We start from the raw sequence: 12,016 nt of genomic DNA on the forward strand, positions 1-12,016 counted from the left end.
ATGTGGGAGCGGGCTTGCTCGCGAAGGCGGTGATTCAGCTAACACATCGGGCGACTGGCACACCGTATTCGCGAGCAAGCCCGCTCCCACATTTTTGATCGCAGTCTGCCAGTGAGAGTCTGGTCAAATTCATAAGAACTACTGCCTGAGGAGATCCCCATGAACGCTGCCGTAGACGTTCTGCAATCCACCCATCAGCACATCAACCGCGATCGTCTGTGGCTGTCCCTGATGGAACTTGCCAAGCTCGGCGCCACGCCCAAGGGCGGCGTCTGCCGCCTGGCCCTGACCGACCTCGATCGCCAGGCCCGCGACCTGTTTGTGAAGTGGTGCGAGGAAGCGGGCTGTACCGTGACCATCGATGGCGTCGGCAATATCTTCGCCCGCCGGCCAGGGCGCAATCCCCAGTTGCCGCCGGTGATGACCGGCAGCCATATCGACACCCAGCCCACCGGTGGCAAGTTTGATGGCTGTTTTGGTGTGCTGGCAGGCGTTGAGGTGTTGCGCACCCTCAATGACCTGAGAGTGGAAACCGAAGCACCGCTGGAAGTGGTGGTATGGACCAACGAAGAAGGCTCACGCTTTCCGCCCTGCATGATGGGCTCCGGGGTGTTTGCCGAAAAATTCACCCTGGCCGATACGCTGGCGAAGACGGATGCGGACGGCGTGACCGTGGGCGACGCGCTGAATGCCATTGGTTATGCCGGTACGCGGCCAGTGAGCGGGCACAAGGTCGGCGCATATTTCGAAGCGCATATCGAGCAAGGCCCGATTCTTGAGGATGAGAAGAAAACCATCGGCGTGGTGCTGGGTGCCCTTGGCCAGAAATGGTTCGACCTGAAACTGCGGGGTGTCGAGGCGCATGCCGGGCCGACCCCGATGCACCTGCGCAAGGATGCCCTGGTCGGTGCCGCGGCCGTGGTGGCTGCAGTTAACGCGGCGGCGTTGGGTCATCAGCCTCACGCCTGTGGCACCGTCGGTTGCCTGCAAGCGTATCCGGGTTCGCGCAACGTCATTCCTGGCGAAGTGCGCATGACCCTGGACTTCCGTCATCTGGAACCGGCGCGACTGGACTCAATGATTGCCCTGGTGCGCAAGGTGATCGACGAGACCTGCGCCAAGCACGGCCTGACGTTCGAGATGACCCCCACTGCTGACTTCCCGCCGCTGTATTTCGACAAGGGCTGCGTGGATGCCGTGCGTGACGCGGCCAACGGCCTGGGACTGTCGAACATGGACATTGTGAGCGGGGCAGGGCATGACGCGATTTTCGTCGCGGAGCTGGGGCCGGCGGGGATGATCTTTGTGCCGTGCGAAGGCGGCATCAGCCATAACGAAATCGAGAATGCCGCGCCGGATGATCTGGCGGCGGGCTGTGCGGTGTTGTTGCGGGCGATGGTGGCGGCTTCGGTGGCGATTGCCAGCGGCAAACTGGCTGCCTGAGTACGTCCAGTCACTGCGATAAAATGTGGGAGCGGGCTTGCTCGCGAAGGCGGTGTGTCAGCACCAGACTTGTTGGCTGACCCACCGCCTTCGCGAGCAAGCCCGCTCCCACAGTTGATCACTGTTGTTCTTGAGACAGGTATCAGGCGTCGGGCTTCCAGCCTCCGCCCAGCGCCGTCACCAACCCTACACTTGCCTGCAACTGCCGCGTATGCACCGCTTGCAACGTTCGCTGCGCCTGCAACGCTGCGGTCTGCGCCGTCACCACATCCAGGTAACTCACTGCCCCCGCCTGGTAACTGTTCATCGCCAGCGCCTGCGTATGCTCGGCGGCATTTGCGGCGGCTTGTTCATCCATTGCTTCCTGCTGCAAATCACGCAGTTGGCCAAGGTTGTCTTCCACCTCACGTACGGCTCTTAACACCTGGCTGCGATAGTGCGCCGAAGCCTCTTCAAACTCCGCCTTGGCCTGGCGCTCATTGGCGCTCAACCGCCCGCCATCAAAGATCGGCAGATTCACCAGCGGCCCCAGCGCCCAGTACCGATTGGCTGCCGAGAACAAGTTGCCTACACCTTGGGTCTGCCCGCCAATCAAGCCGGTCAAACTGAAATCCGGGTACCACGCGGCCTTGGCCACGCCGATATTCGCGTTGGCCGCGAACACCCGCCGTTCCGCCGCCGCAATATCCGGCCGACGTTGCAGCAACTGGCTCGGCAACTGCTGTGGAATTCCCGGCAAGGCGATCAATTGCTGGCTCGGCGGCAGCTGGAACTCACTGGCCGACACACCCACCAATTCCCCAATCGCATGCTCGGTGAGATTGCGTTGACCGCGTACATCGTCAAGCTGCGCCTCGGCTTCAGCCAGCTGATTCTGCGCCCGGGTCAGGTCCAGCTCCGAAGCGATCTGGCCTTCATACCGGCTGCGGGTCAGTTTCAGTGCCTGGCTAAAATCATCCAGCGAACTGCTGAGAATCCGGCTCTGGGCATCCAGCCCGTTGAGCTGCACGTACAGCGTCGCCAACTGATGCTGCAGGCTCAGGCGTGCCACCGCCAAATCATCCCCGGAGGCTTGGGCCTGCGCATCGCCAGCCGCCACCTGGTTGCGGATTTTGCCCCACAGATCCAGATCAAAGCTCAGCGCAAACCCCGCCGTGTTGCTGTTGTACACCGAAGGTTGGGTATCGCCCCGCAGTGGCCGACTGTCCGATTGCCGCTGGCGCAACGGCTGTGCGCTGGCGGTGATTTGTGGGAACAACCCGGCATGCAGTTGGCTGGCATACGCCTGGGACGCATCGAAATGCGCCAGCGCCGCTGCCAGGTCCGGGTTGGCCTTGAGCAGTTGTTCCTGCAGGTCGTTCAGGCGCTGGTCCTGATACAGCTGCCACCACTTCGGCGCCAGTTGGTCGGAGGGTTGTGCGCTGTGCCACGGGCCATCGCTGGTCTGTTCGCGGTATTTGGCCGGCAGGTCAAGGGTCGGTGCCTTGTAGGTGGGCGCCAGCGAGCAACCGTGCAGCGCCAGCAACACCAAGGCCGCGAGGGGTTTAAGCCTTGGGCGCATGGACACCTCCGGCATCGGCCAGTTGCACGGCGTCGCCTTCGCGCAGGGCGTCGGGTGGGTTGTCGACTACGCGATCGGCGGGTTTCAGGCCTTGATCGATCACCAGGCGTTCGCCGAGGTCGAGGCCGATGTGGATGTCTTGCAGGTGCACATGGTTCTTGGCGTCTAGAACCGCGACCTGGGTGCCTTGGGCGCGGAAGATCAGGGCGCTGGCCGGGATGCTCACGCCATGGGTGTCCGCCGGAATCGCCAGGGTGGCCTCGGCATAGTCGCCGGGCAGCAGCTTGCCGTCCGGATTGTCGGCCACGAACTGCGCGAGCAGCGTGCCGGAGCGGCGGTCGATGGCGGTGGAGTCGCCCATCAGCTTCGCGCTGAAGTGTTCGCCAGGATGCTCGGGTACCGTCAGTTGGGCGGTCAACCCGGGATGAATCACCGCCGCATAGTTCTGCGGCACCGGCACGTAGAGGCGCAGTTGGTGGGTGTCGGCGATGTCGAACAGCTCGGGATCGCTGTCGCTGTCGGCCTTGATCAACTGGCCGATGTCGGTGTTGCGCGCGGTGATCACACCGGCGAATGGCGCGCGAATGGTCTTGTAGTCTTCCAGCGCCGAGAGCCGCGCATAGTCTGCCTCGGCGGCCTGGGCGTTAGCCTTGGCAGCCAGTGCGTTGGAGGTTTTTTCATCGGCCTCCTGGCGCGATACCGAATGGCTGTCCAGCAGGTTTTTCCAGCGGGTGGCGGTGGTTTCCGCCAGCCGTGCGTTGGCCTGTTCCTGCACCATGCGCGCGTGGGTTTGTGCTACCTGCTGGTCGAGGTCGGGGCTGTCGATCTCGGCCAGGATTTGCCCGGCCTTGACCTGGCTGCCGATGTCGACTTTCCAGTCTTTCAGGTAGCCGCTGACCCGCGCATGAATCGGTGCCTTGCTCCAGGCTTCCAGGTGCGCGGGCAGGCGCAGGGTGTCGCCGGCCGCGTTCTGCTTCGGCTGGAACACCAGCACCTGCGGCACGGCGGCGGTTTCGGTCCAGGCGGTGACGGATTTTTCATGCATCGTACGGGCGTGCAGGCCGTTGGCGACCAACAGGGCAGCCAGTGTCAGGCCGCCGATACCCATGAGCATCAGACGCTTGCGCGAGGGTTTGTGATCAGACGACATGTGGGGTTTCTCCAGCAGCAGCGCGAGTAGGGTGACGACCGTGGACCAAACTGAAGACCACGGGTACAAACAGCAAAGTGGCAGTGGTGGCGAGGATCAGGCCGCCGATCACGGCACGCCCCAGCGGCGCGTTTTGTTCTTCGGACAAGGCCAGCGGCAACATGCCGATGATCATCGCCAGGGCGGTCATGCAGACCGGGCGGAAACGGGTGTAGCCGGCTTCCAGTGCGGCCTTGAGGGCGTCGCCATGTTCCGCCAGGCGTTCTCGGCAGAAGCTCACCACCAGGATCGAGTTGGCGGTGGCCACGCCCATACAGAGGATGGCCCCCGTGAGTGCAGGCACCGACAACGAGGTGCCGCTGAGGAACAGCATCCACACGATGCCCGCCAGGGCCGCCGGCAGCGCGGTGATGATCACGAACGGGTCGGTCCAGGACTGGAAGTTGACCACGATCAGCAGGTAGATCAGCACCACCGCGCCGAGCAGGCCGAAGCTCAAGCCGTTGAACGCTTCATGCAGCGCATCGATCTGCCCGTGCAGGCTGATGGTCGCGCCTTTGGGACGCATCGGGGCCATGTCATTCAGCACCTTTTGCACATCGCTGGCGACGCCGCCGAGGTCGCGGCCTTGCACGTTGGCGTACAGGTCCAGGGTCGGTTCGATGTTGTAGTGGGTCACCACCGCCGGGCTTTGCACGCGAGAGATGGTCGCTACGCCGCCGAGGATTTGCGACTGGCCATCGGCACCGGTCACCGGCAGCGCTTCCAGGGAGGGCAGGCTGTCGAGGCGGTACTGCGGGGTTGCCGCCACGATTGAATACGACACGCCGTTGGCCGGGTTCAGCCAGAACGTCGGTGCGGTTTGCGAACTGCCGGCCAGGGACGCAACCATGCTGTTGGTCACGTCACGCTCGGTGATGCCCAGGCCGTTGGCGCGCATCCGATCCACGTTGACTTGCAGAGACGGGTAGCCGGTGGACTGCTGGATACGCAGGTCGGCAATGCCCGGTACGTGTTTCAGGCGACGCTCCAGTTCCACGGCGTAGGCGCGGTTTTCTTCATCGCTGCGCCCGGAGATTTTCACATCCAGCGGGGCCGGTGAACCGAAGTTGAGGATCTGGCTGCTGATGTCCGCCGGCAGGAAGGCGAACTGGCTGCCGGGGAAACTTTCGGGCAGGGCTTCACGCAGTTTTTTCACGTAGTCGGCGGTCGGCGCGTGGTCTTTTTTCAGGGTGACCTGGATGTCACCGTCTTGCGGGCCGATGGTGCCGCTGCTGCTGTAGGCCATGTCGATGCCACTCAGCGGGATGCCAATGTTGTCGACGATGGTGTCGAGTTCATCGGCCGGAACGATCTCGCGAATCCGCGCTTCGATCCGGTCAAACGCGGCGGCGCTTTCTTCGATCCGCGTGCCCAACGGCAAGCGCACGTGCAGGGCCATGGCCCCGGCGTCGGTGGCCGGGAAGAAGTCCTGGCCCAGGCTTGGCAGCAGCAGGAACGAGGCGAGGATGCACGCCAGAAAACCCACGATGAATCGCTTGCGTGCACCCAGGGCAAGGGTCAGCAGGCTGTGGTAAACGTCCCGCACGTTGGAGAAGTGACGCTCGAAACCCTGCTGGAAATTCAGCACCGATTGCAGCACGGCGTTGCGCTGGGGTTTGTGCTGGTCGCCCTCGTGATGGTTGATGAATTCGTCTTCCGGGTGATGGCCCTGGCCTTGCTCCGGCACGTGAGGCTTGAGCAGGAACATCGCCAGGGTCGGCACCAACGTTCGCGACAGAATGAACGAGCTGGCCATGGCGAAAATCACCGCCAACGCCATCGGACGGAACAGATAACCGGCGATGCCTTGGAGCATGAACATCGGCACGAACACGATGCAGATACACAGCAGGGACACGAACGCCGGGCCGACGATTTGCTTGGCGCCGTCGAGGATCGCGTCCTTCACCGCCTTGCCTTGCTCCAGGTGCCAGTTGATGTTCTCGATGGTCACCGTGGCGTCATCCACCAGGATCCCCACCGCCAACGCCAGCCCGCCGAGGGTCATGACGTTGAGGGTTTGCCCGGTGGCGGCCAGCAGTGCGATGGCCGAGAGCACCGCCAAGGGAATCGACGCGGCGATGATGAGGGTCGAGCGCCAGCTGCCGAGGAACAGCAGGATCATCGCACTGGTCAGCAAGGCCGCGATGATGCCTTCCTGGGCGACGCTGCCTACTGACTGTTTGACGAACACCGAGGCGTCGCCCAGCAGTGAGGTCTTCAGTGAAGGCGGCAACGTTTCATTGATGCGCGGCAGCATCTGGCGGATGCCGTCGATGATCGACAGGGTGGAGATGCTGCCGTTTTTCAGGGCCGGCATCAGCACCGCACGGTGGCCGTCGACGCGCACGATGTTGGTCTGCGGCGGCGAGCCGTCACGCACGTGGGCCACCTGGCCGATGGTGATGATCGCGCCGTCGACGGTCTTGATCGGCAGGTCGTTGAGCTCATCAATCGCCTTGGGGCTGTTGTTGAGCAGGATCGTGTATTCGTTGGGGCCGAGTTTGGCGGTACCCACCGGGATGATCTGGTTTTGCAGGGCCAGGGCGTTGCCCACGTCCTGTGCCGAGAGGCCTTTGGCGGCCAGCGCCTGTGGGTCGAGGTCGAGGGTGATCTGGCGTTGCTTGCCGCCCATTGGCGTGGGCATGGCCAGGCCGGGCAGGGCACTCAGGGGCAGGCGGATATTGTTCTGCACCAGGTCGCGGATTTTCGCTTCCGACAGGCTGGGGCTGGAGAACGCCATCTGCAGGATCGGCACCGTGGAGGCGCTGTAGTTGAGGATCAGTGGTGGGGTGATGCCCGGTGGCATCTGCTTGAGCACGGTTTGTGACACCGCGGTTACCTGGGCGTTGGCGGTGCGGATATCCACGCCGGGCTGGAAGAAAATCTTCACGATGCCCATGCCGGGTAACGACTGCGATTCAATGTGTTCGATGTCGTTGACGGTGGTACTCAGGGAGCGTTCGTAGGTGTAGATCACGCGACCGGCCATGGCGTCCGGAGACAGGCCGTTGTACTGCCACACCACCGCGACGACGGGGATGCCAATATCGGGAAATACGTCAGTGGGGGTACGCAAGGCCGCCATGGGCCCAATGATGCAGATGAATATTGCCAGCACGATAAACGTGTAGGGCTTGAGCAGTGCGGTCTTTACCAGCCCGAGCATGCCGTAACCTCCAAAGGAGTGGGATTGCAAACCCCGGCAGTCTTGCCCGACCCACCTAACACGCACCTTTCAGCCAGGTGAAGGAAGATTTAGTTAACGGCTGAAGATCCTTTCATATGTATTCATTTGTTCAACAATGGTGACGGTACCAAGCTGGATACCGATCGAACGGGAGCTGTTTCGCCTGTTCACTCTTTATCCATTTGGAGTTCTGCCATGTCTCTTAAACCCTTGTTGTTGATCCCGGCCTTGAGTGCGGTCCTGCTGTTGTCGGCGTGTGCCGGCCCGATGCCTAAGGCGGACCCGAGCGAAGCCTGGATCGGCCTGCAAGAGGAGGCACCCAACGACCTGATGGCCGAGCGGGTAGACGGTAAAAACATTAATGATGGCCGCTACTTCGAAGTGAAACCCGGCGCGCATCGCCTGGATGTCACCTTGTTTGAAGAAGAGGCGGGGGATGATAACCAGCAGGATTGTCGCGGGCATGTGACCTACGGCAACTTCAAGGCCGGCGAGCATTACACCCTGGTGGAATCCAGCCTGGGTACGACGGTGCGTGCCGAGTTGAAGGATAGCCACGGCAAGGAATTGGCGCAGACCGATGACTTCAGTTGCATGCCTGGCTAAGGCGTCAGGCGTGGTGCCCGGCGGGTTTGTGCAGCTTGCCGGGTGCTGCGGGTTTTACCTGTGGGTGATGGTGCCGGCGGGTCACGCGCATCACGCCCCAAAGCATGGCGGCGGCGACGGCCAACCAGCCACAGATCAAAAGCAGAATCGTTGTTGTCAGGCTCATAAGTGCCTCCTTTCGCCCGGTACCGGGCACACACTGTCTTCTCAATGGACAGTCTAGCTATGCGCAGGTTGCCTGCTATTGACCAATGGTCGTGTGCGTCCAACTTGTTTGCTCTATGGCGGGCCTTTTACTGCGGCACAAGGCTATACCCGCGCCCCGGAGCGTCCTATGATCAGGGCCCACGTCGGCAGTTGATCAAGTGAGTGAAGAAGTTGCGGTTTCCCTCGAACATTAAAACCTCCTGGTGGGTCGCAGCCTGTTTCATGGGGCTGGCGGCCTGCACCTCGCATCCAAAACCCACGAGCATCCCGGGCCTGCCGGAGAGTGTCGAGCTCAAGGGCGTGCCGGCGTTTCGCGGCGAGACTTACCTCGGTGGCCCGGCCGCTCTGGCCAGCATGCTGTCCCAACAAGGCATTGTGATTACACCGGGGCTATTGGATAAACCACTGCATTTGCCGGGTGCTGAAGCGGACCTTGAGCGCAACATGCAGGTGCTGGCCCGTGAATACGGGATGTTGGTGTACCCGCTGGAAGATCAGCTGCCGGCGCTGCTGGCACAGGTCGCGGCCGGGTACCCGGTGATGGCGCGCATCACCCAGGGCTCGACCTTCTGGGCCGGGCCGCGGTATGTCGTGGTGGTGGGGTACAACAAGCAGAAGAGCATGGTGCTGCTGCGTTCGGGGTTGGCGCGGCGCATGCCGATGGATTTCAGTACGTTTGAGTCAGCGTGGAAAGACGCGGGCAAGTGGGCGGTGCTGGTTCAGCGGCCCACCCAGTTGCCTGTCAAGGTCGACGCCCAGCGTTGGCAGCAGGCTGCCAGCGCCACGGCCCAGGCGGGCCAGGAACAGGCGGCGGCCCAGGCAGTCAAGACATTGGCCAGTCAGGCCAAATAAAAAAACGGCGCTCAAGGGCGCCGTTTTTTATGTGTCTGTTTACGAATCAGCGGGATTCGGTGACCTGAACATTCGCCCGTGGGCGGTTCTTCAGGTTTTTGTCAGCCTTGTAGCGCAAGGCGACGTCTGGCACCGAGCCGCTCTTCCCGGTTTCGACCCAGCTGCGGATGCGTCCAGCATCAGCAAAGTGGGTGAATTTGCCAAAGGCGTCGAGGATCACCAGCGACACCGGGCGATTGCCCATGCTGGTCACCAGCACCAGGCAGTGGCCGGCCTGGTTGGTGAAGCCGGTCTTGGTCAGCTTGATGTCCCAGTTGGCGCGGTTGATCAGGTGGTCAGTGTTGGAGAAACCCAGGGTGTAGTTGGGTTTGCGGAACGAGACGGTCTTTTCCTTGGTGGTACTCAACTGGCTGAGCATCGGGTACTTGCGTGCAGCGGCCAGCAGTTTGCTCAAGTCACGGGCGGTGGACACGTTGTGGATCGACAAGCCGGTGGGCTCTACATAGTGGGTGCTGGTCATGCCCAGCGCCTTGGCCTTGGCGTTCATCGCCGCGATAAAGGCCGGGTAGCCGCCCGGGTAGTGGTGGGCCAGGCTGGCGGCGGCGCGGTTTTCCGAGGACATCAGGGCAATCAGCAACATCTCTTTGCGCGGCATCTCGCTGCCGATCTTGACCCGGGAGAACACGCCTTTCATCTCTGGCGTGTCCTTGATGTTGATGTCGATGTACTCGTCCATGTTTTGCTTGGCTTCCAGCACGATCAGACCGGTCATCAGTTTGCTCACTGAGGCGATCGGCACGATGACATCCGGGTTGCTGGCATAGATGACTTTGTTGGTCTGCAGGTCTACCACCATCGCACTGCCGGAAGCGATGTGCAGGGTGGACATGTCGCGGGGGGCCATGGTGGTTTCGCTGGCGTTCGCGAAGGTGCCTGTAAATGCAAAAAATAGGCTGATGATGGAAAGATGAATTTTCACGCGGATGAACTCGCTAAAAAAGTAGGGATATACCGTTCTGCACGGACTTTCTGATAAATGCCGTTACATTTTAGGAGTATGGATCAGAAACTGTCGAATGTTCTTCTGAAAACAGATGAAAGCCCTTAAAAACAAAGAAAAAAGTACTTTTTATCCGGCCAATAAAAAGCCCTGCGATAAGGCAGGGCTTTTTCAGAGCGGCTGGTTATTAGTCGTGCAGAGTTTCGGCTGCATACAGGGTATTTTCCAGCAGGCAGGCACGGGTCATCGGGCCAACGCCACCCGGGACCGGGGTTATCCAGCCAGCGCGGGGCAGGGCGGTTTCGTACACCACGTCGCCCACCAGCTTGCCGTCGTCCTGGCGGTTGATGCCTACGTCGATGACGATGGCGCCTTCCTTGATCCACTCACCCTTGACCAGGCCCGGCTTGCCGGCGGCGACCACCACCAGGTCGGCACGGCCAACGTGGCCCGCCAGGTCCTTGGTGAAGCGGTGGGTGACGGTCACGGTGCAGCCGGCCAGCAGCAGTTCCATGGCCATCGGGCGACCGACGATGTTCGAGGCGCCGACGACGACGGCGTCCAGGCCATACAGATCGACGCCAGTGCTTTCCAGCAGGGTCATGATGCCCTTCGGGGTGCACGGGCGCAGCAGCGGGATACGCTGGGCCAGGCGGCCGACGTTATAAGGGTGGAAGCCGTCGACGTCTTTGTCCGGGCGGATGCGTTCGAGCAGTTTCGACGCGTCGAGGTGCTCGGGCAATGGCAGTTGCAGCAGGATGCCGTCGATGGCCGGATCGTCATTGAGGCTGTCGATCAGGTCGGTGAGGGCCTGCTGGGTGGTGTCGGAATCCAAGTCGTAGGCTTTTGAAATAAAGCCGACCTCTTCACAGTCTTTACGCTTGTGCGAGACATAAACCTGAGAGGCAGGATCGCTGCCGACCAGGATCACCGCGAGGCCCGGCGTGCGCAGGCCTTGTTGGCTGCGCTCGGCGACTCGTTTGGCGATCTGCTGGCGCAGGCTGGCGGCGATTGATTTGCCGTCGATAAGTTGTGCAGTCATTACGCGTGATTAACCATCGAGAGGGGGAAGAAAAGTGCGCGCATTCTCGCATGCCGTGGCGCGAGGGCAAAGGCGCTTGGTCTGCAAATTCCCCTAACCCCTTAAATAAAATGAATTTTTTATAAAAAGGATTTGACGGGTTTCGGGTGCATCTATACTATTCGTCGCACTTGTCGGGCACAGCCTAGCACTGGTTAGTTTGTAATCCTCCAAGAGTACAGATTAATAAGGCGCCCGTAGCTCAGCTGGATAGAGCATCCGCCTTCTAAGCGGATGGTCGCAGGTTCGAGTCCTGCCGGGTGCGCCATTAGGCAGCTTTGGCACAAGTAGCGCAATATGGTGGGCGTAGCTCAGTTGGTAGAGCACGGGATTGTGACTCCCGTTGTCGAGGGTTCGATCCCCTTCGTCCACCCCATATTTAAAGGGCGCCAGATTAACAGTCTGGCGCCTTTGCTTTAAGAGCTTCATGCGGATGTGGTGGAATTGGTAGACACACTGGATTTAGGTTCCAGCGCCGCGAGGCGTAAGAGTTCGAGTCTCTTCATCCGCACCAAATAAAGCTTTGTGAAGGCCGGATGGTCGTCGCGAGGTTCAACAAATAGCCATTTTGACGGGCTTTTTGGTCACGCAATATGGTGGGCGTAGCTCAGTTGGTAGAGCACGGGATTGTGACTCCCGTTGTCGAGGGTTCGATCCCCTTCGTCCACCCCATATTTCGAAAGGCGCCAGATTAATAGTCTGGCGCCTTTTTTGTTTCAGCGGTTTGAGTTTCAACGCAGTCGCAGGTGCTGGGCTGCAGGGGTAGGGCGTTTCGTCGTATTTATGTTTCGCGATGATGCCGCACTGCTCGCTGGCCTTGTCCGCAGGGCCGGTTGTCAGGGAGATGATTGGCAGCTGCTTCTATATATAGAAGGGTTGGCGCA

Annotated in this window: 9 protein-coding genes and 4 tRNA genes; 7 read left to right on the forward strand and 6 right to left on the reverse strand. The window is 61.1% G+C overall.

The genetic code is table 11. The features are described 5' to 3' along the window. Positions 1-159: 159 nt before the first annotated feature. The gene (locus D109_RS0110950; protein ID WP_017476925.1) at positions 160-1,443 is read left to right on the forward strand and encodes a Zn-dependent hydrolase; all 1,284 of its coding nucleotides are present in this window, start codon (positions 160-162) and stop codon (positions 1,441-1,443) included. A 142-nt stretch (positions 1,444-1,585) separates the two neighbouring features. On the opposite strand, the gene D109_RS0110955 is transcribed toward D109_RS0110950, so the two are convergent. Genes D109_RS0110955 through D109_RS0110965 form a run of 3 tightly spaced genes read right to left on the reverse strand, consistent with a single transcriptional unit; the run spans position 1,586 to position 7,365 of the window. Beyond that, complete coding sequence (locus D109_RS0110955; RefSeq protein WP_017476926.1) at positions 1,586-3,004, reverse strand: efflux transporter outer membrane subunit; 1,419 nt, start codon at positions 3,002-3,004, stop codon at positions 1,586-1,588. Next, positions 2,988-4,154, reverse strand: coding sequence for an efflux RND transporter periplasmic adaptor subunit (locus D109_RS0110960; protein WP_017476927.1), 1,167 nt, complete (start codon positions 4,152-4,154; stop codon positions 2,988-2,990). Before D109_RS0110960 ends, D109_RS0110955 begins: the two co-directional genes overlap by 17 nt. Next, positions 4,144-7,365 carry an efflux RND transporter permease subunit gene (locus tag D109_RS0110965; RefSeq protein ID WP_017476928.1) on the reverse strand — a complete coding sequence of 1,074 codons (3,222 nt, stop codon included), beginning with the start codon at positions 7,363-7,365 and terminating at the stop codon, positions 4,144-4,146. The genes D109_RS0110960 and D109_RS0110965 overlap by 11 nt, the downstream gene beginning before the upstream one ends. A gap of 216 nt (positions 7,366-7,581) precedes the next feature. Here D109_RS0110965 and D109_RS0110970 point away from each other — a divergent pair, with 216 nt between their 5' ends. Then, positions 7,582-7,992, forward strand: a complete 411-nt coding sequence (locus tag D109_RS0110970) for a hypothetical protein (RefSeq protein ID WP_017476929.1) — start codon at positions 7,582-7,584, stop codon at positions 7,990-7,992. A gap of 4 nt (positions 7,993-7,996) precedes the next feature. Here D109_RS0110970 and D109_RS1000000134565 read toward each other — a convergent pair whose 3' ends face one another. Continuing rightward, positions 7,997-8,158, reverse strand: coding sequence for a hypothetical protein (locus D109_RS1000000134565; protein ID WP_010166825.1), 162 nt, complete (start codon positions 8,156-8,158; stop codon positions 7,997-7,999). Between the two features lie 263 nt (positions 8,159-8,421). On the opposite strand from D109_RS1000000134565, the gene D109_RS0110980 reads away from it, so the two are divergent. Then, entirely contained in the window at positions 8,422-9,051 is a 630-nt protein-coding gene (locus tag D109_RS0110980; protein ID WP_017476930.1) for a peptidase C39 family protein, read from the forward strand. A gap of 46 nt (positions 9,052-9,097) precedes the next feature. Here D109_RS0110980 and pbpG read toward each other — a convergent pair whose 3' ends face one another. Continuing rightward, entirely contained in the window at positions 9,098-10,030 is a 933-nt protein-coding gene (gene pbpG / locus D109_RS0110985) for a D-alanyl-D-alanine endopeptidase (protein WP_017476931.1), read from the reverse strand. Between the two features lie 208 nt (positions 10,031-10,238). Further along, on the reverse strand, positions 10,239-11,093 hold the full coding sequence (gene folD, locus D109_RS0110990) for a bifunctional methylenetetrahydrofolate dehydrogenase/methenyltetrahydrofolate cyclohydrolase FolD (protein WP_017476932.1): 855 nt from the start codon (positions 11,091-11,093) through the stop codon (positions 10,239-10,241). A gap of 230 nt (positions 11,094-11,323) precedes the next feature. On the opposite strand from folD, the gene D109_RS0110995 reads away from it, so the two are divergent. From D109_RS0110995 to D109_RS0111010, 4 genes are all read left to right on the forward strand, one after another. Further along, positions 11,324-11,400: transfer RNA gene (locus D109_RS0110995), tRNA-Arg, on the forward strand. A gap of 32 nt (positions 11,401-11,432) precedes the next feature. Continuing rightward, positions 11,433-11,508: transfer RNA gene (locus D109_RS0111000), tRNA-His, on the forward strand. Positions 11,509-11,561: 53 nt separating this feature from the next. Next, a tRNA-Leu gene (locus D109_RS0111005) sits at positions 11,562-11,646 on the forward strand. An 82-nt stretch (positions 11,647-11,728) separates the two neighbouring features. Further along, positions 11,729-11,804, forward strand: a tRNA-His gene (locus D109_RS0111010). Positions 11,805-12,016: the final 212 nt, after the last annotated feature.

Origin of the sequence: Pseudomonas sp. PAMC 26793, assembly GCF_000313235.1 — a bacterium.
GTDB lineage: Bacteria > Pseudomonadota > Gammaproteobacteria > Pseudomonadales > Pseudomonadaceae > Aquipseudomonas > Aquipseudomonas yamanorum.